The organism is Arthrobacter sp. DMZ02-1R (genome assembly GCF_057747935.1).
Window position 1 is genome coordinate 16693 of record NZ_CM173230.1, and the last position, 25370, is coordinate 42062.

17 protein-coding genes are annotated in these 25370 nt (G+C 62.0%); 9 read left to right on the plus strand and 8 right to left on the minus strand.

Annotated elements, in window-relative coordinates:
• Positions 1 to 3: 3 nt before the first annotated feature.
• Positions 4 to 1194, plus strand: coding sequence for a ParB/RepB/Spo0J family partition protein (locus AC3ANQ_RS00080; protein WP_488303237.1), 1191 nt, complete (start codon positions 4 to 6; stop codon positions 1192 to 1194).
• 6602 nt (positions 1195 to 7796) lie between these two features.
• Here AC3ANQ_RS00080 and trxA read toward each other — a convergent pair.
• From trxA to AC3ANQ_RS00105, 5 genes are all read right to left on the minus strand, one after another.
• Positions 7797 to 8123, minus strand: coding sequence for a thioredoxin (trxA, locus tag AC3ANQ_RS00085; protein WP_184741286.1), 327 nt, complete (start codon positions 8121 to 8123; stop codon positions 7797 to 7799).
• 36 nt (positions 8124 to 8159) lie between these two features.
• A complete protein-coding gene (gene trxB / locus AC3ANQ_RS00090; protein WP_488303238.1) occupies positions 8160 to 9116 on the minus strand; it encodes a thioredoxin-disulfide reductase in 957 nt (318 codons plus the stop codon).
• A 211-nt stretch (positions 9117 to 9327) separates the two neighbouring features.
• Positions 9328 to 10974, minus strand: a complete 1647-nt coding sequence (locus AC3ANQ_RS00095) for an ABC transporter substrate-binding protein (RefSeq protein WP_488303239.1) — start codon at positions 10972 to 10974, stop codon at positions 9328 to 9330.
• 142 nt (positions 10975 to 11116) lie between these two features.
• The gene (gene murJ, locus AC3ANQ_RS00100; protein ID WP_488305398.1) at positions 11117 to 13198 is read right to left on the minus strand and encodes a murein biosynthesis integral membrane protein MurJ; all 2082 of its coding nucleotides are present in this window, start codon (positions 13196 to 13198) and stop codon (positions 11117 to 11119) included.
• 60 nt (positions 13199 to 13258) lie between these two features.
• Entirely contained in the window at positions 13259 to 13759 is a 501-nt protein-coding gene (locus AC3ANQ_RS00105) for an NUDIX hydrolase (RefSeq protein ID WP_488305399.1), read from the minus strand.
• A 226-nt stretch (positions 13760 to 13985) separates the two neighbouring features.
• Between AC3ANQ_RS00105 and AC3ANQ_RS00110 the strand changes: the two genes are divergently transcribed.
• The 5 genes from AC3ANQ_RS00110 to AC3ANQ_RS00130 all read left to right on the plus strand — a co-directional run bounded on the left by AC3ANQ_RS00110 (position 13986) and on the right by AC3ANQ_RS00130 (position 19949).
• Entirely contained in the window at positions 13986 to 15482 is a 1497-nt protein-coding gene (locus AC3ANQ_RS00110) for a CCA tRNA nucleotidyltransferase (protein ID WP_488303240.1), read from the plus strand.
• Positions 15483 to 16067: a histidine phosphatase family protein gene (locus tag AC3ANQ_RS00115; RefSeq protein ID WP_265978165.1), complete on the plus strand. Its 585-nt coding sequence runs from the start codon at positions 15483 to 15485 to the stop codon at positions 16065 to 16067.
• A gap of 582 nt (positions 16068 to 16649) precedes the next feature.
• Positions 16650 to 16790, plus strand: coding sequence for a hypothetical protein (locus tag AC3ANQ_RS00120; protein WP_265978164.1), 141 nt, complete (start codon positions 16650 to 16652; stop codon positions 16788 to 16790).
• A gap of 188 nt (positions 16791 to 16978) precedes the next feature.
• A complete protein-coding gene (locus tag AC3ANQ_RS00125) occupies positions 16979 to 18511 on the plus strand; it encodes a glycosyltransferase family 87 protein (RefSeq protein WP_488305400.1) in 1533 nt (510 codons plus the stop codon).
• Complete coding sequence (locus AC3ANQ_RS00130) at positions 18504 to 19949, plus strand: phytoene desaturase family protein (RefSeq protein ID WP_488303241.1); 1446 nt, start codon at positions 18504 to 18506, stop codon at positions 19947 to 19949. Before AC3ANQ_RS00125 ends, AC3ANQ_RS00130 begins: the two co-directional genes overlap by 8 nt.
• A 229-nt stretch (positions 19950 to 20178) precedes the next feature.
• Here the strand turns inward: AC3ANQ_RS00130 and AC3ANQ_RS00135 are convergent, their stop codons facing one another.
• Positions 20179 to 20784: an NAD(P)-dependent oxidoreductase gene (locus AC3ANQ_RS00135; protein ID WP_488303242.1), complete on the minus strand. Its 606-nt coding sequence runs from the start codon at positions 20782 to 20784 to the stop codon at positions 20179 to 20181.
• Between the two features lie 83 nt (positions 20785 to 20867).
• Here AC3ANQ_RS00135 and AC3ANQ_RS00140 point away from each other — a divergent pair, with 83 nt between their 5' ends.
• Complete coding sequence (locus tag AC3ANQ_RS00140) at positions 20868 to 21260, plus strand: winged helix-turn-helix transcriptional regulator (RefSeq protein ID WP_488303243.1); 393 nt, start codon at positions 20868 to 20870, stop codon at positions 21258 to 21260.
• Positions 21261 to 21332: 72 nt separating this feature from the next.
• Here AC3ANQ_RS00140 and AC3ANQ_RS00145 read toward each other — a convergent pair whose 3' ends face one another.
• Positions 21333 to 22031 carry an ABC transporter ATP-binding protein gene (locus AC3ANQ_RS00145; protein ID WP_488303244.1) on the minus strand — a complete coding sequence of 233 codons (699 nt, stop codon included), beginning with the start codon at positions 22029 to 22031 and terminating at the stop codon, positions 21333 to 21335.
• 38 nt (positions 22032 to 22069) lie between these two features.
• Positions 22070 to 23161 (minus strand): ABC transporter permease, encoded by a 1092-nt coding sequence (locus AC3ANQ_RS00150; protein ID WP_488303245.1) that lies wholly within the window; start codon positions 23159 to 23161, stop codon positions 22070 to 22072.
• A 199-nt stretch (positions 23162 to 23360) separates the two neighbouring features.
• On the opposite strand from AC3ANQ_RS00150, the gene AC3ANQ_RS00155 reads away from it, so the two are divergent.
• Together AC3ANQ_RS00155 and AC3ANQ_RS00160 are read left to right on the plus strand one after the other, a co-directional pair.
• Positions 23361 to 24704, plus strand: coding sequence for a sensor histidine kinase (locus AC3ANQ_RS00155; RefSeq protein WP_488303246.1), 1344 nt, complete (start codon positions 23361 to 23363; stop codon positions 24702 to 24704).
• Positions 24701 to 25360, plus strand: a complete 660-nt coding sequence (locus AC3ANQ_RS00160) for a response regulator (RefSeq protein WP_488303247.1) — start codon at positions 24701 to 24703, stop codon at positions 25358 to 25360. The genes AC3ANQ_RS00155 and AC3ANQ_RS00160 overlap by 4 nt, the downstream gene beginning before the upstream one ends.
• Positions 25361 to 25370 lie beyond the last annotated feature (10 nt).

Genomic DNA, 25370 nt, shown 5'->3' on the forward strand with positions numbered 1-25370 from the left:
CTAATGAGCGAAAAGCGACGAGGCCTGGGTAGGGGTCTTGGGGCTCTCATTCCCAGCTCCGCTTCGGCTGGTGCATCGGGCAATGGCGTTCCGGCATCGCGCCCTGTGGACCTCTTCTTTCCCGAGGCACGCAAGGCACCTGAGACGGTGGATACTCCGCAGGCGCTTGAGACGGAGGTAGCGAAGAGCTCCCCCTCACGAGGATCTTCGGTTACGAGTTCGACGGCGGCAAAGACTACCGCGGCGAAGTCGCCTTCAGCGGAGATCTCCGCCACGTCAAAGCCAGCCGAAGCGAAGGCAGCGAATTCCGATGTTGCGGGAGACGCGGTTTCCGAAACTCTTCTTGGGGACGCGCCGAAGGTTGAGCTGGTCGAGGTTCCAGGTGCGCGTTTCGCCGAAATTCCTGTTGGTGACATCCACCCCAACCGCAAACAGCCGCGCAGCGTCTTCGATGAAGATGACATGGCGGAGCTGGTTCACTCCGTCAAGGAAATCGGCGTCCTCCAGCCAATTGTTGTACGTACTTCAACCGAAAAGGGTGGAGAACCGTATGAGCTGGTCATGGGTGAGCGACGATGGAGGGCAGTTCAGGCCGCCGGCCTCGAAACGATCCCTGCGATCGTCCGTGACACGAATGACGACGACCTGCTTCGCGACGCTCTGCTGGAGAACCTCCACCGTAGTCAACTGAACCCCTTGGAAGAGGCAGCTGCATACCAGCAGTTGCTTGAGGATTTCGGTACCACCCACGAGCAGTTGGCTGATCGCATTGGACGCTCGCGTCCGCAGGTGTCCAACACCATTCGTCTTCTCAAGCTTCCTCCTCTGGTCCAACGGCGCGTTGCTGCCAGCGTGCTGTCGGCGGGTCATGCGCGCGCACTGCTCGCACTGCCGGACGCCGCTGCCATGGAACGACTCGCACAGAAGATCGTCGCCGAAGGGATGTCTGTTCGCGCCACTGAAGAAGCCGTGGCACTGTACCAGGATCCTACGGTGCCGCCCAAGAACAGCATCCCGCGCCCCAATGCACGCCACGAGCGCCTCGACTACCTTGCTTCGTCTCTCTCTGATCGATTGGACACCAACGTGAAGATCACGCTGGGAGCACGCAAGGGGCGGGTCAGCATTGAATTTGCGAGTGTCGAGGACCTCAACCGCATCATGGATGTGTTGTCGCCTGACGCCGAAGGCTAGTCTGTCCGATCTCTATGGAATGGGGTTTGCTTCTGAGGAAGCAGGCCCCATTTTCTTTGCTCGGATTGCTGGGCGCGTACGGCTCGGCTTGGTTATTCGAGGCGCTTTGGGGCGCTTTGGGGGCGTTCGCGCCTTGAGATCTACCCGGGTGTGACTTTCGTCTTTGCTGACCCCCTCGCAGCAGGTTCGCGCGCGCTTTTCGGTGGTGTGAGCGGCCCGGTACTCCTCAGGGCAGTGGCAAGCGTGTCACGTGAAACGATGGTTGTACTGTGGTGTCGCGATTGGTGGTGGTCGCTCGTCCATCGGTGTCCTCGAGAACCGCGAGGGACGGATTCTCGTGAATAGTGTCGGCGAGTTCGCATTGGCTCCTGGGTCCTGGATTTTGGCGATCAGCGAGTGCGGGAGCGGGGAGTAGACGCTCGGCACGAGCATCCCATTTCGGGGTGTTCTGAGTGGGTGGCCGCAAACTTGCAACTCGCGGTCAGGTTTGGGCGCGTTGGGGATGTCTCTGGTGTGTCTGCGAGAGTGCTGGAGACGAGATCATTGTCTTCAGGACTTTGTATTGCTGCGGATTGCGCGCTAACTCTCAGTCTCGTCCACAGTGAATGTCCAGAACCCAGATCGCCGAAGCCAATCCGGGGTTCCAAGCCGAAAGTAGACACAATCGGCGTGCCCGGGTTCTTTGGTTTCACGTGAAACACTCGCGGATCCTCTCCCCCGGGTACAGCGATTCAGGAATCCCAAGTGGCCGTACCCTTCGGTATGGCTTTCCATAAGTCGTCCGTTGGGAGCAGATTCCGAACACCGCTGAAAAGAGATATTTCCTCGCAGGCCCTGGCAGCTCATTGGACTACGAAAGCTGCTCGCGGAGGAAGGCGGTTCAGTTCCTTCGACACTCAGCTGAGAGCCGCCTGCGGCGTACCGCTTAAGTAGGATGCTGTTGGCTGCGACGGCTGGTCTACTATCTGCCTGGTAGGACTACTGGCCGCTTGGCTGACAGACCGGAGGCATCCTCATAGGTGACGGCCTTCGGGTATTGGACGTCTGCCTCTATGTTTCACGTGAAACGCACCGCATGAGGCATAGTGCCACCGTAACGGAAGAGTGTCATCGATGTTCCATCGCGTCAGAGCTGGAGTGGGATGGGCCATTCTGTTCCTGTTTCACGTGAAACAGTCGCGTTGAAGGTCCACGACGCTGACCCGCGAGCATTCCCATGCGCGGAACTGGGAGTTCACTCGCGGTCTGACGACGGCCGCGATAGGCAGGTGTGCCAGGAGGTGACTGGATGGACGACTTGGCGTTCGATTTGGTTCATGTACTCACCCCCGATGGGATGAGATTTTCCTCGTTACTTGAGGCCCTGGCTTTCCATCTTTAGAATGGCTCAGCGCCGGCCCCGATTCTGCTGGCCCCGTGTTCTCTGCACAGCCCATCCACGGCAACGTCGAATTCGATTTCTCTGTCTACTGTTCCAGTATCTGACGTCACCACTTTTGGGAACGGACTCTCTTGGATCCGCGGTGAGTTGAGCCCTCTTCTTTTGAATTATGGGAAGCGAAGGCTTCGTGACTTAGCTCCAGAACTGCGCCTCATTAGATCTGCGCCAGAGCTGAGAATGGATTCGGCGTCTCACCTGCCTGGCTATCCCCTGCTTGCCGGGCGGTGTCAGACACTCGGCGCTAGTTGCTCTTCCTCGCCGCGTTTCTGTTTCGACCGCCTTTGAACCTCCGTGATTCGGTCATGTTCGTTTTAGGCAGATGCGATTGCGGGACGGCAATCGTGATGTTGGAACCCGGGATTCTTGTGAGCCGTGCGGGCAGGCTGAGGGCGCGAGTTGGGCTTCGGTGACCCAGGTCAGCCCTCCGCCGGTTTCATGTGCGTGGAGTGCGCGTTCCGTTCTTAGGGTTCCAGATACTCCGGCTAAGCAGTGTCACCGACAATGGATTGCACGCAAGTCCATTCCGCTGCGTGATTCGCGTTCCGCGGTGCTCGGGGCTCGGCCAACCGTAACCAAGTTCTCTTCGCCAGGACCGAGCGCCGGGGTCGGGGGTGAAGTTCTGCTGGACCGTATCTGTCCCAGGCCGGCTCTATATATGAGCGGAGGCCGCGAGCCCGTGTCTTCCATGGAGTCTCGTCCGATTGCACGTCGCCACCTGGCTCACGCTGCCACCTGGCTCACGCTGCCACCTGGCTCACGCTGCCACCTGGCTCACGCTGCCACCTGGCTCACGCTGCCACCTGGCTCACGACGCGCTAGTGCTCGTGGGCTCCCCCAGGCTCCCTGGCTCAGATAGGGCTCTAGCCAAGTCTCGGGCGCGCTGCCCCAACCTGGCACAACTAGGGTGGCTCCTCGGGAACCTGGGTTGGGTGTTCTTGGAGACCCCAGGGTTGGGCAGTTGCACGCTCGTAACGAGCGCGGGTAGGGGGAGGGGGCTTGATCGTGTCGAGCGGCGACGGCCAATTGGTGTGCTTGCCGCCTTGGTCTTGCGGGATCCCGTCCTACTCTCCAGAGATCGTTCACCCCCATACCTGTCCGGGCGCGGCAAGCAGAGAGGTCTGTGTGGCCCGGATAGGAAGATCGTCCCCAGCTCGGCCCAGTCCCTTGCATTCGGTCTCGGATGCTCGCGGATCAGGACACCGTTTGTTGTCGCCATGTCTACGAGTTGGTGGTGCTTCGATCCGTTGGGCTCCACGGACAGGATGGCAGCGCTAGCGGCGAGCTGCCGGTGCGCGCGGGCCTTCCGTCATTGAGCGTTATGAGGTTCGGACGGAGTTGTGTTCGAAGTCTTCCCGGCTCCAGTCCGGGACTTTGCGAGGACCCTATCCGAGATTTGCTTGAGGCTGCTGTTGCCAGTCTCAGGGGAGCAGACGTTCTCCTAGCGTGGCAAAAGTTGTCAGTGAACGTCGGAAGTACAGGGACGGGTTAGGTCTAATGTGGCCGTGCTGGTGGCTCAGCGAGCCTGCTGGCTGGCTGTTGAAAAGCCCGGACGGTCCGGTGGATATCGTTGTGGATAACTTTGTTGATAACGTGTCTGCTTCTTGAAGCTGAGGGTCTCGGATCTGTCACCGTCTGTTAGGTCTGCGCTCTGAGTTTCGGCCAGCCTGAGCACCCTGGCGTCTTGTTTCACGTGAAACAAGACTGCAGAACATGAACTCGGCAAAATTTGCCCTTTTGGATCGCTTTTTTGCTTATTTTCGCGCGTCTGATCGCAACTTCGACCCTATCGGCGGATTGATCTTGGATTGGACCTGCAGTCGAACATCCATCCTCGGACGCAGCGTCTTTTGCCCCGAGCGGACGGGCGGTTATTCACATCCTTCTGCCCCGTGGATATCGCTGTGGATATCGCTGTGGATAACTATGTGAATAACTTTAAGTGGAGCGGTGGATATCTTCCTCCGATGTGAATGCTACTGGCACCTTGGACCATGTGGCCGCGACCCGGTCGGCAACTAAGAGGGGGTGGCGAGGTTAGTACTGAAGGACTGCCAGTATCGTGGTCTGCCGATGTTTCACGTGAAACCGCGACCTCTGATGACTTCATGCTCATGGGACGTCCGCACTGAAGTGAAGAAGCAGGACCTTCAGTGCCCTAACGAGCCGCTGGCGTATCCGCGAGAAATGGAGTCCGTGCACAACTCTTGTGGCTGCGCAAGCCGCCGCTATTCTGACGCCCACCCGGTCGAGTGGTTGGTTGCTGACGTGGACGCGATCTGTCGAGCCTGAGTAAATCCTCCTCGGGATCACCTTTGTGGTGGCCGAGACTGTCAGGCTAGGAGCGTGTCCGTAGACTCTGACACCCAGCCGTGTTCGAGGAAATAGATCGCACGGAAGACCGTCCGCCGGGAGCCCTCCTCCCACAGACTTGGGCAAGGCTCATTCAGAAAGGTCCCGGTGCGAAGTGGTTCGTTCCCGGGGGCGACTCACGGCGCCATTGGTTCAGTGAGCTCTCCCAGCCAGGTTAGTCCGGCGTTTGACGACACGCACCTTTGGCGCACCCAGAGCGCGACCATGCACTCATGGGAAACTCATCCCTGGAGGGCCACAAAGCATGGGGCGAGAAGTCTCGGACTGCTTCCGTGGGGCACCACCGAGTGGCTGGTGCCGTCGGTTTCGCCCAAGGTCACGGACCGCTGAGGTGTACAAGGCGTAGCATCGATTGGCCCGAGCTTCCTCGGTGGATGTCTTTAGAGGTGAACCGGGCATTCGCGCCTGCGTGGATCCTGGAGCCGCCAAATTTCGCGCTGAGTTGCCTGAATGCTCGGGCGAAGTACTGCCCCTCGAACGAGGATGGATCGGGTTCGAGCTTTGTGAGTCTGCGCGCCGTACGGGCTCTGCGTAGTCTCTCTTCAGCTAGGTCGGTCGATTCTGGTCTTCTGGATCCGGACGGTTTCGCTCCCCCGTTGTCGCCAGATCGTGGAGGTGATCTGAGTATTGAACGCGTATTGTGTCTCGAAGCGAAGAAGGGAACCACTATCCCTGGCCACCCACGGCAAGTCTCGCGAACGATGTGATCGACGCGCATTCAATGTCAGCGATGTCCAACAAACGCCACCCGAATGGCGCGGGCGTAAGCGTACCGTCCTGGGCGCGTGCAAAATGAACGCCGCTGGGTGGTAGTTTCGCACGCGCCATCGTACGCTCGTTGCCATCGCACCCACGGTAGTGCCTGCTCGCCGCGCGGGCCTGTTCCGCTTCCAGCCCTAACGATGGCTATGGCGTTGCCGGCAGAGCCGTCAGACGCCGGTGGAGGTCGGCCCGCGTCCTCGGGCACGAACACCCTGGAAGGCCCCCACTGGTCTCTTGAATTCGTCGAGAGGTGGTGCTCTTTTGCCCGTCAGATCCTGTCTTTCAGAACCTAGAGTCAATGCGAGTTTCATGCTTCTTGCTCTACCCCTTCTCTTGTGGGCAACGAAGACCAGGGCGCAGCGGATCCCGGTGGCAGACCGGAGAATGGTGATGTTGCCAGCCAATGTGGCCCCTCACGGGTGTCTGTAGACCATGACGCATTCCCGTGAAAGGTCAATACGGATTCGCAAGAACTAGCGGTGCCTGCAGGATTCGGACTGATTGAAACACACACATTTGTATTCGTGACTCAGAGAAGCAAGCTATTTCGTTTTCATGTACAGAATCGTAAAAAATCAAGCCAGATCTTGGAGCCAATTCAGTGGGCTATTGAACTCGTTTCCGGTTAGGAAAGCATGCGTTCCACCGTCCGCAGCAGTCGTGGACGCGGGAGTTGGAGCTGGGTGCGTTGAGGACTGCTCTAGGCCGAAGGGATGGAATGGTTTGGAGGCCTACTTAGCTCCGCCCGTGGATGTCTGCAGTCCGAAGTGCCTGTAGATGTCTGCAGTTCGAAAAGTCTTTGGGGCTGGTGGATTTCCGCCCCGGGCGGTCGTCAGTCTGTCACCCGAGCCTCTGGGTAGTCTCTAACAGGCATTGCAGTTGCACGGACTCCGAGCCGCTCAAGGCTGCGAGTGCGCCTCCTTCTGGCGCCCGTCAACATCCATTCCCGCTGTCCTGGCGGCTTCAAGTTCACAAAGGCACTTGCTCCGCCAACTGACTGGCTAGGACATAGACAGAACCTCCGATCATGAGGAGCGCGTAGGGCTCCTAACGCTGTCTCCGTGCCCGGCGCCGTCTCCGCGCCAGACGCACGCGTTGTTTCACGTGAAACAAGTAGGAGAAGGCTGCAGGTTAGCTACGGTGGCTATGCACGGACAAACCTTGGATGGTCCCTATGCCTCACCCGGCTAAGATGGCGCACCACGTAGTACTTGACGCATGGGCATGTGCATGGAGATGGGCCTAGACACAGTCGGCCACAACTCTCCACACCGGTCTGGGATCTGCGCGCCGTTCCTGCCCACCCTTGGATAGGGGGACGTCATCTGGAGCATTGCGCGTGGTGAGTCCGCGAGCAACGCTGGCCCCGGAACTTGGAACTTGGAACTTGGAACTTGGAACTTGGAACTTGGAACTCGGAGAACGGAGAACGGCGACTGCAGCGGCCATGGGTGTTTCACGTGAAACATTGCCCGAAACAGCTTTCACGCCAATTTATCGTGTAAACCCACAAATCCAGGTGCATCCAGACTCATCGGCAGCGCCTTGCATTGTTTCACGTGAAACCGGCTCCTTAACCTATAGGGCCTTTTGCACCGATGCAAGGGAGTCCACCCCGGGCCGGAGACAAGGATTTTGGCTAGAGGCTTCGCAAGAGACCTGGAAAATAGAGAAATGATCAACTCTGGGCGGCCAACCACAGAGGCCGCCGCATTCCGGCCCTACCCCAGGTAGGCAAGAAGCTCCTTCTAGGCTGGGCGCTTCTCCCTCAAGATAGCCAGGTTTAGAAACTGGAAAAAGGTTCCTGACCGTAGACTTTGGGATCAACGCGGCCAGCGGCAGTAGACCTCCATGCCTTCGCTCGAACTTCAAGCCAATACACGAACAACCGGAATGGCAACGCGGTGAATGGATACCTGGAGCGGAGGGCACGAAAAAACCGGTGGCTCCCGCTCACAAGCGAGAACCACCGGCTGAGTCAGGAAGCGCCACCAAAGTGCAGCCCTCAAGCCTTAGGACAGCACGAGCCTTAGGACAGGACCGACTCAAATTCCTTTTCGAAGAACTGCTTCGGCTTGGCACCGATAACCGTGCTCTTCACTTCTCCCCCACTGAAGAGGTACACGGCCGGAATTGACGTGATGCCGTACTCGGCGGCGATGGCCGGGTTGTCGTCGACGTTAAGCTTGACGACATCAACCTTGTCTCCGTATTGAACCGAGATCTCGTCAAGGATTGGACCCAACTTACGGCACGGGCCGCACCACTCTGCCCAGAAGTCCACGATGACCGGCTTTTCAGCGGCCAGGACGTCGGTGCTGAAACTGGCGTCGGTAACGTCTTTAGCGTTGCTCATAATTCTTTCCCTTCGAGTGGATAGCTGCTGTGCCGATTAGGCGTGCAGGTCTGCAAGATAGTGCTCGACGTCCAGGGCCGCGACACAACCGGAGCCCGCGGCCGTGATGGCCTGCCGGTAGGTGGGGTCGACGACGTCGCCGGCAGCGAAGACGCCCTTGATGCTCGTCTTGGAACTGCGGCCCTCGACGGCGATGGTGCCTTCTGGGGACAGCTCCAGTGTGCCCTTCACGAGTTCCGTGCGGGGGTCATTACCGATGGCCACGAAAACGCCAGTGACGGCGAGCTCGGACTCGGTACCGTCCACGAGGTTCTTCAGCTTCAAGCCGGTCACCTTGTCACCGCCGATGACGTCCTCCACGGCGGTGTTCCACACGAAGTTGATCTTCTCGTGGGCCTGGGCACGGTCGCCCATGATCTTGGAAGCCTTCAGCGTGTCCCGGCGGTGCACCACGGTGACGGACTTGGCGAACTTGGTGAGGAAGAGTGCCTCCTCCATGGCCGAGTCACCGCCACCGATCACTGCAATGTCCTGGTCCTTGAAGAAGAAACCGTCACAGGTTGCACACCAGCTCACGCCGTGGCCGGAGAGACGCTTTTCGTTCGCCAGGCCGAGTTCCCGGTAAGCGGAACCGGTCGACAGAATGACCGCCCGGGCCTTGAAGGTCTCCCCCGTGCCGATGGTCACGGTCTTGATGTCGCCGTCGAGATCTAGTTCGGTGACATCCTCGAACTGGATCTCGGTCCCGAAGCGCGCCGCCTGTTTTTCGAAGTTCTCCATGAGATCAGGTCCCATGACGCCGTCAGGGAATCCCGGGTAGTTTTCGACGTCTGTTGTGTTCATCAGTTCGCCACCGGCAGTCACAGAACCGGCGATGAGCAGCGGGTTCATGTTGGCGCGTGCCGTGTAGACGGCGGCCGTGTAGCCGGCAGGCCCGGAGCCTACGATGATGACATCACGTACTTGGGACGCGGTGTTTTCTGCGTTGCTCACTGTTGGGTGAACCTCTTCCTTAGTCGATGCACCGGACTATCGCGGCCGGCCACATGGCACAACCCTATGGCGGCGTCGAATATTCCGGCGTTTCCGGGGACCCTAATATCCACCACCATTCAGGGTACCGTCTGGTGGCGCAGGGCATGGAAGGGCGCAGGCTCCATTACCCGAGTTGACGGTCCCCGCCGTCGGCTACTGGACCGTGTATTTACTGGACCTTGATCTCGGCGAGCCGTAGGCCGAAACCGTAGCGGGTCTTGGGTGCGGTCAGCTTGGGCAGTGATTTGATGGAGATGATCACGTACTGGGCTGTTGCAGGGGTGCTGAGCGGCATGGTGAGCTCCGGAGAGGTGAAGCTGTTGGTGCCTACCAGCTTGGCGCCGTCCATCGCCGGACGGTCGTTGGTGTAAACGCTGATGTTTCCACCGGAAGCACCCAACTGGCTCAGCGTGACCGACTTGACCTGCGCGGGCGCCTTGAGCTTGACCAGCAGGGAAACTCCATCAGGGGCGAGTCCACCCCAGTCCGCAGTGGCGAACTCCATATCTGACCAGTAGCTCGCGGCATTGCCGTCGAACGTCTTGACCAAGTCTTTGTCATAGCTCGCCGCAAACTCGAAATCGCCCATGCGGGTAACACCATCAATGACCGGTGGTGCGACGGCGGCAGTGGCCGACTCGGAGCTGCCCGGCTGTCCGGATCCTGCTTGAGACGCTTGGGTGGACTGCTTGGCCGCGGGAGTGCCGCCCGGGATGAGATTACCGAGGTTGGTGACCGCAAGTATCAATCCGACGATCAGGACGGCGGCGAGGACGCCACCCACCAGCCACCGGAAGGAACGGGGCTCGCGCACGGGCTCGTCGTCGTAGTATTCGTCCTCGTCGAGCGGATCGGCTTGCTCCCGGGCCGTGGCAGGGAAACTCGACGCGCCCCGGTTGTACACGCCCGAAGCGCGGCTTGCAGCAGCGCCGGCCGCACCACGGGAGGTGGCGGCGTCGTCGTTGATGAAACCATAGTCGTCCTCGGACCAGAGCGAGACCTTGGCGTCCTGGGAAGGGCTCGCAGACGCCGTCGCGGGAGGAGTCGACGCTGGAACGGCCTGCGTTGCCGGCTCTTTCTGGATTTGCTGGGGGGCGGTTTGGTTCGGCTGTACGGTCGAAGACGCCTCGGTGGAAGCGGTGGCCGCAGAGGTGCGCCGGCCGTCGTCGTTCTTTGGCGCGCCGGCACCCTTCACAGCCGCACCCGCCGCGGCGGCCGCAGCCCCTGCTCCAGCTGCCGCAGCGGCGAGGCGGGAAACAACGCCACCTGGGGCCGACGCGGGCCGGCTAGCAGGCAAGGGAGGAACCACGGGGCGGCGCTTGTCTTCGGCGGCTGCCGCTTGCGATCCACCGGCCGGATTGGGCTCGACGCCGTGGTAATTGATGTACTCGGCGTCGTGCTCTTCGTCGTCGTACAGTCCGTCGTAGGTTTCGGGCTCGCGGGACCGGGCTTGGCCGAAGATCTCGCTTCCGAGCGTGTCCGTGAAGAACGGCTCGACGTACGGCGGGTTGGTGGCCACCACGAGGTCCAACAGATCAGGAGCACTGCTGTGGTTGGTGATGAGGTACGTGGTGCTGTCGCTGACGCCGAGATCGAGGATCTGGACGTGTCCGGGCCGTTCACCGGTGGCTACTTCCCTGGCGCTCTTCGCAACTTGCTCGGCGTTTCCGGGGCCGGCCACGAGGATACTGACGGGCCTGTTAAGGACCTGGTCGACGCCGTCGAGCACCAGATCTTGGTCGTGCGAAGTCAACACGGTGGCTGTGACTTTGTAGCGGCCGCCAAGCACTGATCCGACATCGATCGGGTGGGACACGGGTTCCTCCTAGACTGTCCGGAAGCTGCGGGTCCTGAATACGGGATCCGGCCAGCCGGGTGACCCGTGGTCTGCAACTACCTGTATTAGTTTCTGATCCTAGCGGATTGGGCCGTTCCGGCCCCCGGTTTGCGCCGATGCGTCACCGTTTGCGGCGAGGTCCACCGCGGAAATAGGGGTTGTTTCCCAGCGGCCCCTGATAGGTGCGGCGGCCAGGCAGCGGAATGCCAGGACGGCCCGCGCCTCCTTGGGAGGTGCTGGGGAGGTCCTCGTCCGGCAGGTAGGACTTCTCGACATCGGACCAGGCATCCACCTTGCCGTGCCCCTCCGCAGCGGCCGCATCGGCAATGCCGCCGGAATCTTGGCCCGCATCCCACCTGTCCTTGGCCGGGAGGGTTTCCAACGCGGGGCCGGCGCGGAACGATGCCGCGTCGAATTCGCCCGAGATGCGCGGAATGAGCCCGGTATCGTCGGACACGGTGGCGCGAACCGGCGTCGGGGTTGGCGTTTCGCTGGCGGACGGCGCTTGTGCCACCGGAACGCCCCGTCCGAAGCGGCCGAGTACGGGCAGGAGCAGGTCGCGCAGTTCGCTGACATGGAAGAGGCGCAGCAGGAAGAGGTAAGCAAGCAGCATGACGGGCCCGACGACGATCACCGTCACCAAGGCGGCAGGCCTGCTGCTCCAGGCGAAACCATCGGCATGGTAGCTGCCGAGTAACCACAGGGCCAAAGCGCCGGCGATCGCCGAGCCCAGGGCCGCGTAGCCCATGCGGATGTAGGAGTTGGCAATCCGGGGGCCGTCCACATGGCCGAGGAGGCGCCTCAGGAACCAGACGCTGATGACCACGGAAAGGATGTTGCCGAGGGTGTACAGGACGGCGATCGCGAAGATGATCTGGGCGACCGGCAGGAACTGGATGATGAACGCGCCAACAACGTTCAGTAGCGCCAGCATGAGCTGGATGTAGAACGGGGTCCGGGCGTCCTCGTTGGCGTAGAACACGCGGGACATCATGAAGTTGGCACTCATGAACGGTGTGCTCAACGCGAGGATCGTGAGTGTCTGGGCCAGCATGACACCGTCTTGGGGCTTCCCGCCGGAGAAGAACATGCCCAGCGGGCCGGCGAGGGCAAAGAGTGCCAGTGCCCCGAAAACGGTGGCGACGGCCATGGTCCGCAGTCCGTGTGAAAGCGCTTCGCGCAACTCGGCTTTGTTGCCGGCTTGGGAAGCACGGGTCATGCGGTTGAACAACACGGTAGCGAGCGACAACGCGATGATCGAGTGTGGCAGCAGGTAAAGCTGGCTGGCGACTTCCAGGACCGCGTTACCGGGAAGCTTGGCGGCGGCCGGGTCTTGCGCATGCTCGAGGCGGAGGCGCTCGGATCCGGGAATGGTGGCGATCCTCATGACATAGAGGAAGGCGAGCTGCCCGACGGCGGCGGTCAGGAGCGTCCAGACGCTCAGCTTTGCTGCCTGGCCCAGGCCCACGCCCCGCCAGCCGAAGCGGGGCCGGAGACCGAGCCGCAAGCGGATCACCGGGATGAGGAGTATGGCCGTCTGGGCGAGCACGCCCACGGTGGAGAAACCCGCAATCAGGAAGGTTTGGAAGGGCCCCCAATTGTCCAGGGTGTGGGGGTTGGTGTTGTTGGCACCGAGGATCCAGATGAACATGCCCAGTCCTGCGATGGCCACCACATTGTTCAGGATCGGCGCCCACATCGCGGGACCGAAGGCGCCGTTGGCGTTGAGTATCTGGGTCAGGAGGGCGTACAAACCGTAGAAGAAGATCTGCGGCAGGCAATAGAAGGCGAAGGTCACCGCGATCGATTTTTGCTGTGGCGAATAGCCCTGGGTGGTGAGGTCGATGACGATCGGTGCGGCTAGCGTGACCAACGCTGTCAGTGTCAACAGAACCAACACAGCCAGAGTCAGGAGCCGGCTGATGTAGTCCGCGCCCCGGTCCGGTCCCTTGCTGGCTTTGATGATCTGCGGCACCAGCACCGCATTGAAAACGCCACCGGCCACCAGAAGGAAGATCAGGTTGGGCAGGTTGTTGGCATTGATGAAGGTGTCATTGACCGTCGATCCCAGGCCCAGCGCGGCGCCAAGCATCCACGTTTTGGCGAAGCCGAGAAACCGTGAAACGAGCGTCCCGGCGGCCATGACGGCGCTGGAACGGGTTTCTCCGGACTGGACTGGCTGGGTTGATTTGGCGGCAGACATTGTCATTATCGTCCCATGAGCCGGGCTGCCTGTTGCGTCAAGACTGCATAAAGGGCCGCGTTAGAGGTGTTCGGGCAGGACTTCCCGGGCCAGATCAGCGATACGCCGCTCATTAGGGAAGGACAACTTGCGTGCCAGGTCCTGGAGGGGAACCCAAGCTGCGTCTATGGCCTCTTGATCGGGATCGTTCTCGATGGTCAGCTTGCCGCCCGTGGCGCGGAGCAGGAAATGGTGCACGGTTTTGTGTACACGGTGCCCGCTCACGGTGAACCAGTAGTCGATGCTTCCGAGTGGAGCCAGGACGTTGCCTTCGATTCCGGTCTCTTCGGCGATCTCGCGGACTGCGGCTTCCTCGTTGTTTTCCTTGCCTTCCGGATGTCCCTTCGGCAGGCACCACTCAAGCCGGCCACCCCTATTAAGACGGGCGATGATCGCAACCCTCAGTTCGCCGTCGGACGTGTCCACTACGACGCCGCCGGCAGAGACCTCCTCCACGGTCGGAAGCGCGGCCTGGGCCGTGTGCGGAGCGGGCGCGACGTGAGCACCAATTGCCGACGGCAATGGTGCATTCGTCCTCCTGCCAGGAGCACTCGGGATCGGGTTGGCCATGAAGTCCACTCTAACGACTCTTGCCCGTTGGTGATGACCGGGACATGGACTCACGGTGACGTGCGGATGGCGTTCGGCCGTGTTCCCGGTGCCGTAATCGTGCAATCGCGCTGTGTCGCCCTGTAATGACAACGGTCCGGTGTGATGGCGCGGTGAAATCTGACAAGCTTAAGGAACTATGGCGCAAGTATTGGACAGTTCTTCAGTTAATTTCCAGATGGATCCAGTGGTCCTGGACCTCGGTCAGCGGTTCGTGGACGCTGGATTCGAACTGTCGCTGGTGGGCGGGCCGGTGCGGGACCTCTTCCTGGGACGCGTCTCACCGGACCTGGATTTCACCACTGACGCCACTCCGGACCAGACGCTTTCCATCATCAAGAGATGGGCTGACAATTTCTGGGAGATTGGCCGCGCCTTCGGAACGATCGGGATGAAGAAGTCCGGCTTCCAGATTGAGATCACCACGTACCGTGCCGAGGCTTACGATGCCGCCTCCCGCAAGCCGGTGGTGGCCTTCGGCTCGTCGCTGCTGGACGATCTCCTCCGCCGCGACTTCACCATCAATGCCATGGCGCTCCGGCTGCCCTCCCTCGAGCTCGTGGATCCGTTCGGCGGGGTGCGCGATCTCCACGCCTCGGTGCTTGCTACCCCTGGATCCCCCGAATCGTCGTTCTCCGATGATCCGCTGCGCATGATGCGGGCCGCCCGCTTCGCGGCGCAGCTAGGCGTTGCAGTGCACGACGACGTCCGCCTCGCCATGTCCGGGATGGCCGAGCGCATCAAGATCATTTCCGCCGAACGCGTGCGCGAGGAACTGGTCAAGCTCATCAATGGTGCGCATCCGCGGGCGGGAATCGACCTTCTAGTGGACACCGGCCTGGCAGAGTTCGTCCTGCCCGAGGTCTCTGCGCTGCGCCTTGAAGCCGATGAGCACCACCGGCACAAAGACGTCTACCAGCATTCCCTGCAAGTCCTGGAGCAGGCCGCGTCGCTTGAGACCGGTCCGGATGGCCCGGTACCTGGCCCGGACTTTGTATTGCGCTTCGCCGCGTTAATGCACGACGTCGGGAAGCCGGCTACGCGCCGATTCGAACCGGGCGGCGCGGTGAGCTTCCGCCACCACGACATGGTGGGTTCGAAGCTGACCGCGAAGCGCATGAAAGCCTTGCGCTTCGACAACGACACGATCAAGGCCGTGGCGCGGCTCGTCGAGCTGCACATGCGCTTCTACGGATACGGGGATGCGGGCTGGACCGATTCCGCCGTCCGCCGCTACGTGGCAGATGCGGGCCCCCTGCTGGAACGCCTGCATCGCCTGACCCGGTCCGATGTCACTACGCGTAACCAACGCAAGGCAGAGCGGCTCTCCTTTGCCTACGATGACCTTGAGCAACGGATTGACGTCCTGGCCGAACAGGAATCACTCAATGCCATCCGGCCGGACTTGGATGGTGCGCGCATCATGGCTTTGCTGGGACTCAAGCCCGGACCCGTGGTTGGCCGGGCCTACAAGTTCCTGCTGGAAGAGCGCATGGAAAACGGTCCGTCGTCCCCGGAGGACGCCGAATCCAAGCTTTTGGCGTGGTGGGAAGAGCAGCCCGAGTCCGCCGTCGAACCTTCATCGGAACCATCCGTCGATGCCCATGCCGGCATTGCCGAACCAGAGGAGTCCTAAGTGAACGAAGCAGCCAAGCCCGCCCGGCCACAGCTCTGGATCATGCGCCACGGGGAGACCGAATGGTCCAAGAGTGGCCAGTACACGGGATTGACCGATCTCCCTTTGACCGTGGAAGGCGAGCAGCAGGCCGTGGAGGCGCGCAAGATCCTGGAAGGCATCGACTTCGACCTCGTCCTGACCTCCCCGCTGCGCCGAGCCCGGCGTACCGCGGAGCTGGCCGGTTTCCCGGACGCCGTCCACGAGCCACTGGCCGTGGAGTGGAATTACGGGGACTACGAAGGCATCAGCTCGGACCTCATCCGCAAGGACAACCCGGACTACCTCATCTGGTTCGATGGCGTCCCCAACGGCGAGACGCTCGACTCGGTGGCGGCACGTGCCGACAAGATCATCGCCCGCGTCCTGGAGTCCGGGATGGACAACGTCCTGATTGTTGCCCATGGCCATTTCTCCCGCATCCTCACGGCCCGTTGGCTTGAATTGGATGCCAGGGAAGGACGCCACTTTGTCCTGGGAACAGCCAAAGTTTGCACCTTGGGATGGGACAAGCGGACGCCGGCAATTCTTCGCTGGGGACTGTAAGAGGAATTAATTTCTAAATTGTTTGTAATTGGCTGGTCAACAGCGCGATTCATGGTGTAACTTTATTTTTGATCCCAGAGCGATCCGCCGGGATTAAGGCGTGCACTACCCAGTAAGTCAGCTGCGGTGGTGCCAAAGCAGAAAAGGAGGTTGGGAAAATGATTACTTTGACTAGCGGATGGAAGATGACCGTTGCTGGCACCCCGGCCTTCGCTGCTCGACGCCGTTTTTCGGCCTAACTTCTCCTGATGTACTTCCGCCCCTGATTATTGGGGCGGTTCAAGGTGCAATCAGGCTCCGAGTTGGGCCTGCCATTGAGCGGTATCACGCGATTGACGTGGTGCGCAGTTTCCTCATAGTTCGGAACCAGCTTCTTGTTGGGGACGGCTGCCCCCTGGATACCACATACCGGAACTCCATGCTCCGGTACTATCCACGGTCATTCGAACAATCCGCTTAATCCACCCCATCATTGCCTGCATTCACCTGCCTATTTCCGCCCTGCTTTCTTTCGAATTCACGGGCTTAATTGTCATGTCCGAATTCCGGCAATTCTCTTCCACAACGAAAGGAGGTGACACCATGGCCAAGCGCCTCAAGGACCTGATGGTCTTCAACGGCAAGCCTGTCGTCAAAGACAGGACTCTCTTCAACGGACAACTGCTGGATCAGCGGAGGGAAGACGTCTACGTCGTCCTGCACCAAATGGGAATCATCCGCTGAGTGTCCCCACCACTGCAATTCAGGAGGGACTGATGGCACGCATCGGACCGTTCGCCTCGGAAGCCCACGCGGCTATGCGTGGGCTTCCGCCTTTTGAGGACTGGGCATGGGCGGGCTCGGGGCGAGGCTCGGCGGGGCCGGGGCGAGGGGCGACGCCGTCCGGCGCGGCTGAAGGTAAGCTCGATTGCATGCAGGAGACCAAGCCGCACATCCAGCAAAAGCGTGCGCGCTTTGTAGTTCCCAGCCGTAGCGACTCCTTGCTGAGGAACTTCACCGAACTAATCGGAGGACCCCTCGGCCGGCGTTCCTCCCCTGGAGCCATCTCCCCCGGATTCTTCACCGTTGAACGCGTCCTGATCATCCTCACGATCGTTGCCGCATTGATGGCGATCCTGATCAAGGGCTACTGCAGGGTCAACGGTTGGCAGGCACCCCAGCAGTTCTACGCCACGTGCTACTCGGATTTCCCCGAACTCTTCCGCAGCCGAGACCTTGCCGACGGCGTCTTTCCGTTCTTCGACCAGAAAAGCCTCTTCGAGTATCCCGTGATCGCCGGGTTGATAGCCGGTGCTACGGCATGGTTGGTACCCGGTCATGGTGCTAGCCCCGAACGGATCTTGGGCTACTTCGATGTGAATGCCACCTTGATTGTGGCCCTGTGGATCGTGGCTGTCCTGGCTACCGCGCGCATCAACCGACGCCGGCCCTGGGACGCAACCATGGTGGCGCTGGCCCCTGGGATCGTGCTGGCCGGATTCATCAACTGGGACATGTGGGCCGTAGCCATGCTCGCAGTGGGGATGTATTTCTTCGCGAAGGAACGTCCCGTCCTGGCCGGCATATTCATTGGTCTGGGCACTGCCACCAAGCTGTACCCAGTGCTCATCCTCGGTGCAGTCTTTTTGCTGGCGCTACGCAGCGGCCGGTTCCGGGTCTTCTTCGTGACCACCCTTTCGGCGGCAGTGGCCTGGCTTGCGGTTAATATCCCGATCGCCGCCGTCAACCCAGCCGGCTGGCGGTACTTTTTCGACTTCGCCCAGGACCGCCCAGCCGGATACAGCTCGTTGTGGTTCGCCTACAACTTGGTGGCAGACCGCCTGCGCCTTGTCCAACTTGGTCCGGAAGCCATCAACGCCTTGGCATTCAACGTGTTCCTCCTTGCCTGCATCCTGATTGCGGGATTGGCTTTGACGGCGGCGCGGCGCCCCCGGCTTGCCCAGCTGACGTTCCTGATAGTGGCTGCCTTCATCCTGAGCAACAAGGTCTATTCGCCCCAGTTTGTGCTGTGGCTCGTGCCGTTGCTGGCCTTGGCCCGGCCGCGATGGCGCGACTTCCTGCTGTGGCAGGCTGCCGAGGCTCTGCACTGGACCGCCACCTGGATGTATTTGGGCCAGACCAGCAGCGGCGGCCCGGTGCAGAACAACATCGACATGCCGTATTACGTCATGGCCGTGATGCTGCATACGGCCGCGACGGCATATTTGATGTTGAGGATTGCGTGGGACATTTGGGATCCACATCTGGACCCCCTTCGGATCCAAGACGAGGACGACCCCCATGGAGGGGTGTTCAACGGTGCCAAAGATTGGTTCCGAGTGGACCTCAAGAACCCTGCCGCATCGGTGCTGCCTTGGCGGCACGTTGCCCCGGTCCCTGAAGAGCAGCGGCCCAACCAGGACTCAATCACCTCCGCGAAAGGCGAGGCCGAGCGCGATGCCTGAAGTCGCCGTCGTCGGCTCCGGACCGAATGGCTTGGCTGCAGCGGTAGTCATGGCGCGCGCTGGCCTGGCTGTCCGGGTCTGCGAGGCCGCGGGGACGATCGGGGGCGGGACCCGAACTGCCGAACTCTTGGAACCGGGTCATGTCTACGACGTGTGTTCCGCGGTCCACCCGATGGCGCTGGCTTCGCGATTTTTCCGGGATTTTGAACTCGAGCGGCGCGTGGAGCTACGTTTGCCGGCGGTTCAGTACGGCACTCCACTCGACGGCGGCCGGGCAGCTCTCGCTTACCGCTCGCTGGAGCGGACGGCTTCTGAACTCGGGGCCGACGGAGCCGCTTTTGCCCGCCTGATGGGACCATTGGTGGAGCACTTAGGCGGCGTGCTGGACGTAACTCAGAACCAACTGCTGAGAGTACCGGCGAATCCCGTGGCCGCACTGCGACTTGCGTTGGCGACCCTGGAGCAGGGTTCGCCGTGGTGGAACCGGCGTTTCACGGGAGACGCGGCTCCCGCACTCTTGAGCGGGGTCGCGGCCCATGCTGTGGCGCCGTTGCCCTCGCTCGCCGCAGCGGGGGCGGGACTCTTGTTGGGAGCGCTGGCGCATGCCGGTGGCTGGCCCATCCCGGTTGGCGGCTCGGCGGCGATAGCGGACTCGATGGCCCGCGACATCGTGGCCCACGGCGGGGTGATTGAGACCGGCGTGGAGATCGATTCCTTGGAGGAGTTGCGGCCTGCGAAGGCCATTTTGTTGGACGTGGCACCCCCGGGCCTGCTGCGCATGGCCGGTTCGGCACTTCCGGGGCGCTACCGGCGGGCGATGGAAACATTCCGTTTCGGGAATGCGGCGTGCAAGGTTGACTTCATCCTGTCCGGCCCGGTTCCGTGGGCCGCGCCGGGGCTCGCTGGCGCCGGGACTGTGCACGTGGGTGGCACGCGAGCCGCCATGGCTGAGGCCGAGAATTTGGTAGCTGCTGGCCGGCACCCTGGGAAACCGTATGTGCTTGTCGCCCAGCCATCGGTAGTGGATCCCGGGCGTGCTCCTGCTGGGCGGCACATTCTCTGGTCCTATTGCCACGTGCCCAAGGGGTCAACCGTGGACATGGCCGAGGCAGTCATGGCAAGGATCGAAGAATTCGCGCCAGGCTTCCGGGATGTGGTGGTCGGCTGGAAAACGACGACGGCGGCGGGCCTGGCCGGCTACAACGCGAACTATGTGGGCGGAGACTTCAGCGCGGGACTGATGGACATTCGGGGACTGGTGCAGCGTCCAGTGCTTTCACCGGTGCCCTGGCGGACGCCGCTGCCTGGAGTGTACCTGTGCTCATCGTCCACGCCGCCAGGGCCTGGAGTGACAGGAATGCCCGGATACCACGCAGCGAAGCATGCCTTGAAAGACATGTTCGGCCTGCGGGCACCCGGGCTGGGCCTGGGTGCCTAACGGCGCCCCCCCGACGCTCGCTCACATCTGTGGTCCTCCCGGCCGACGCTCGCTCACATATGAGCCCAAACGACGGAACGCCGCTGCAGATCATCTGCACGAGCGTTCCGGATGTTTCCCCCATATCTGCAGGAGCGTCGGGTTGGAGGCCCCTATATCTGGAGGAGGGTCGGGAAATGGGCCGTCAGACGTGAGCGGGCGTGAGGTTAGTTGGCTGCCGTGAAATGGGCTAGTTGGCTGCTGTGAAACGTGCGCGGCGGTGGGCCGGAGTCTCGATCTCGTCCAGCATGGCGACGGCGTAGTCCTGGGTTGAGATGCTGTTGCCGGCAGGCGAATCCTTCGCGGTGGTGTAGTTGCCCGTGCGTTCACCGGGCTGGATGACGGGTGCCGGTGCCAGCACGGTCCAGTCCAGGCTCTCCGGGGCTTCCTTGACGGCGGCGAAGGCTGCGGCCGCGGTGGTGGCCTCGGCCTTGTAGGCCTCCGGGAAGTCAGGCGAATCGAGGAGGCGGACGCCGTCGATCTCCAGGGTACCGGCGCCGCCGACGATCATGAGGCGCGTGCCTTCGGCGTTGGTGTAGGCGGTATCCATCGCTGCAAGCCATTCTCCGTGGTCTCCGCCGGTGCGGCTCGGGCCGGCGGCGAGGATGACGGCGTCGTGCGCTTTGGCGATCTCCGCGAACCTCTGGCCATCAGCGAGATCGGCGGCGAGGGACGTCGCTCCGGTGACCTCCGAGCCCTTGCGGGAGATGGCGGTAACTTCGTGGCCACGCGTGAGTGACTCGTTGACGATCTGGCTTCCGACCATGCCTGTTGCGCCGTAAACTGCGATTTTCATGACTCTCCTTGGGGTTGCTATCCTTGCGATACGAAAACAGTATCTATTTGATACTGATAGCTTCAAAGGAACTTAGTTACCTCATGGATACCAACGAACTGCCAGCAAACGTCTTGGACCCTGATTGCCCGTCCCGGGTGATCTTCCAACGCATCGGCGACAAATGGGCCTCGCTGGTTGTCCAGGTCCTCGCAGACGGTCCCATCCGGTTCTCCGAGCTTCGCAAAATGGTCCATGTGGTGACGCCTAAGGTGCTGACCCAGACCCTTCGTACCCTCGAACGCGACGGTCTCATCACTCGGACTATCCACGCCCAGGTGCCGCCACGAGTCGACTACGAACTCACAGAACTCGGAACGTCCTTATTGGAACCACTGACCCTCCTGCGCCTCTGGGCGGAGGACCACGTACCCAGGATCCTTGAGGCCCGCGACGCCTATGACGATGCCAAGGACGAGGCTGTCCTCGGGGGCTGACCCTCCCCCCCTTTCCCCAACTGCCTCGCAGTAGGTGTCGTTATAAGAGCGCAATACGACAACAACTGCGGGTCAGTTGAGTGTTTCGACGGGTACACCCGAGCCAAGGCGCCCGTCCCGCATGGTTGCGACGGAGTCGGTGAGCGGCAGGAACTCCGTATCGTGCGTCACCATGACCATTGCCGTGGCGAACTCGTCAGTGACCTGACGCAGCAACCGCACCATCGATTCGCTGCGTTCGTGATCCAACGCTGCTGTGGGTTCGTCGACGAGCAGTATCCGGGGTTGGCCCATGAGCGCCCTCGCAATGTTCACGCGTTGCCGCTGTCCGCCGGAGAGCTGGTGCGGCCTTTTGTTGAGTGAAGCGCCGAGGCCGACGACGTCGAGCAGTTCCGTGGCCAGTGCGCGTGCCGCTTTGGCCGACTTCCCCCGGAGATGGTGGCCGATGATCAACTGCTCGACGGCGGTGAGGGAAGGCAGAAGGTTGGGCTGCTGGAAGATGATGCCCACTTTCTCCCGGCGCAAGGAAGTGAGTTCGGTGTCCTTAAGTTCGGTGGCATCCACGCCGTCGATGACGACGAGCCCTGAGCTTGGCCGGACCAGCGTGGCCGCCACCGCCAGAAGCGAGGACTTCCCGGAGCCGGACGGGCCCACGAGGGAAAAGAATTCGCCGGCGTCCACGCGGAGATCCACAGCGTCCAGGGCTTTCAGGGTGGAGTCTCCGTCCGGGTACTCCAGGGTGACGTTGACTAGGTTGAGTACGGGATTCATGAATATACCTTTCATAGAATATATATTTAGGAGATGCTTTAGTTCCCGCCGAGGGCGATGAGCGGATCCACTGTGGTGATGCTGCGGACGGCAACGGCAGCCCCCGCCAGGCCCAGGAGGACAATCCCGGCAATGGGCAGGAGCGTGGTCAGCGGAGTCACAAGGAATGGAGCCGCTTGGGCCGCGAAGAATCCACCCAGCACGCCAAGCCCACCACCCAGTCCCGCACCGGCGAGCAGCACGATTCCCGCCTGGACCAGTGCGTCCCTCACCACGTAGCCGGAAGACGCACCCATGGCCTTGAGCACCGCGATGTCGCGTGTGCGCTGGACCGTCCAGACAGTCAGGAACGCCACGACGACGAGGGCCGAGATGCCGTACAGGAAAAACTGCATCAACATGAGGGAGCCGTTTTCGCTTTTGTAGGAACCGAGGGCCTGGAACGAGCCTTTGGGGCTGGCGCTGACCGTGCCGGCCGCCGCATTGGCGGCATCAACGTCCACGGAGGCCCCGGCGTCGTACGTCACGGCGAGAACTGTTCCTATGGATGCCTCGGCAGGAATATGTGCGAGCTTCTGCCATGTGGAGCGGGCGGTCCAGACGACGCTGGTGTGGGAATACCACTCATCCTGGGTGATCGCGGAGACCGTCAGGCCGGTACCGCCGACCGTGACCCGACTCCCGGGACTCAGCGAGAGTTCCTTCGCCAAGGACTTCCCGACCACCACCTCGCCGTCCTTGACTGGGACAGGTGGGATGCCGGCGTCGGCCCCGAAGACCGCCGCGTTGGCAGTGCCGGCTGCATTGTTGGACGAATCGAGGGACTGGAATCGCGTCTGCGTGATGCCAACGGCCTCGGCAGAGGCAACACCAGGCCGGTTTCGCCAGGCCTCAAGCTGTTTACCGGAAACCTCCGACTCCGTGTAGGACGCCTTGGCCTCGCCTCCGGCGGGCGCGCCGAACACGATTTGCTGAGCCGGGAGGCCCGCGATGGCCGACGTCGACTGGTTGCCGAGGCCCGCGGTGAGTCCGGAGAGCATGACGAGAAGGAGAGTGATGAGGGCGACGACGCTTCCCATCAGGGCGAAGCGGCCCTTGGCAAAGCGGATGTCGCGCAAGGCGAGAAACATTTGATTCCTTTGTTCGGTGCCATTGAGGCGATCTTCTGGTCCTGCTTCAACTCTCCGACGGGACCTAGCGCAAGGCATCGGGAGGCGGATGGATCCGTTCGATCGACTTAGTTGACCCGCGGATCAGCCGTTTGGTTGATTGGCCCGAATACCGCGGAATCGGGCAAAAGTGTCGGAGGGCGGGGCTAGTCTGGAGGGCATGCAGGGAGCCGATTTGCCTCAAGCCGCGCCGCAGCCCGGTGTCACGGGACAGCCCAGTGTCGCGCCGCAGCCCGGTGGCGCCGCCGTGATTTTGCGTGTCCTGCGCGTCAGCCTGCACGTTGGTTTCGCCGTGCTTCTGTTAGTCGCCGTCCTGAGGCTTGTGGCCGCGGGCTTTTCGCCATTAGGCACCGCGGCAGGCCTGGTACTTGCCTTCTTGCTGGCGGCCGTCTACCTCGTGGGGACGGTCCTCGAGAAGAGGCACGCCCTCAATCCCAAGCGCCTCGATCCGAAGCCCTACGCATGGTGGTGGCTCGCCGCCGTTTCTTTCCTGTGGCTGCTGCTCATGCTCATCAGTCCGGACTTTGCGTGGATGGCCTTCCCGTTGTTCTTCCTGCAACTGCACGTTTTGCCGCGGCGATTGGCCCTGCCGGCAATAGCTGCCAGCACTGCGCTCCTGATCGCAGCCATGTGGTTCCACAACCGCGGCGCTGGGGCGGACGCCTTGCAGCTTCCCATGGTCCTTGGTCCGGTTTTGGGCGCCGCGTTCGCGGTGGTCACCGGGCTGGCGTATCGGGCGCTCTTCGTCGAGGGGGAGAACCAACGCCTCGCCGCCGAGGAATTGCGCCGCACCCGTGCCGAACTGGCACGCAGCCAGCACGACGCCGGTGTGCTGGCTGAGCGCGAAAGGCTCGCCCGCGAAATCCACGACACCCTGGCCCAGGGATTCTCGAGCATCGTCCTGATGGGACGTTCGGCGGAGAAAGCCCTCGACGCTGGTGACGACGCTGCGGCCCGTGATCGTCTCAGGACCGTCCGCGAAACTGCAGCCAGCAATTTGGCGGAGGCCCGCAATTTTGTCCGGGGGCTGCGGCCGCCGGAACTGGAGGAGTCTGGTCTGGCGGATACTTTGCGGCGTCTCTGCACGAAGACCGAGGCCGAGGCCGCTGCGCGTGGAGCCATGCTGCGCTGCCGCTTCGAGCTTCAGGGCACGCCGGTGCCGCTGCCCAATCCATACCAAACCACTTTGTTGCGCGCCGCACAGTCTTCGCTGGCGAACGTGTGGGCGCACGCGCACGCTAACACCGCCGTCGTTACCCTGTCTTTTCTGGACGCCGAGGTGACCATGGACGTGTTCGACGACGGTGCGGGCTTCGATTCCGTCGCGGCAGCCGCCGCGGAAGCGCGCGGTGACGGAACCGGCGTCGGGCTCAAGAGCCTGCGCGAGCGTCTTGCGACTCTGGACGGAACGCTCGACGTCGAGTCTGCTCCCGGGGAGGGGACCGTGGTGGCTGTCCGGCTGCCGCTGGGTACCCGCAACCCAACTAAGGAGGCATCCCAATGACCGGCAACATCAGGGTGTTGCTGGTGGATGACCATCCCGTGGTCCGGGCGGGGCTCCGGGCTATGCTTGCCGACTTCGAGGGCGTCAGCGTTGTGGCGGAAGCCTCCGACGGCGGCGCCGCGCTGGCGGAACTTTCGAAACTCCATACCCTCGGCCAGCCCGTGGACGTGGTCCTCATGGATCTGCAAATGGGCTCGGGGATGGACGGCGTCACCGCCACGGGCAAGATCAAGGCCGGTGAGGCCGGGACTCCCCCGCCGCCGGTCCTGATCCTGACCACCTACGACAACGACGCCGACATCCTCGCGGCGGTGGAGGCCGGCGCGAGCGGATACATGCTGAAGGATGCACCGCCGGAGCAAATCCGGCATGCCGTAGTGTCTGCGGCGGCGGGCCAGACCGCACTTGCCCCGGAGGTTGCGGCGCGCCTCATGGGACGGATCCGAAACCCGGCTGCCGCCCTGAGTACTCGTGAGGTCCAACTTGTAGAGCTCCTCGCCACCGGCATGAGCAACCGCGCCATGGCCAAGCAGCTCTTCATTTCCGAGGCCACGGTGAAGACCCATTTGGTGCACATCTACGCCAAGCTGGGTGTGGACAACCGGACGGCGGCCATCGCGGTGGCCACACAGCGCAGGATCATCCGGGGCCAATAGCTCGCATGGT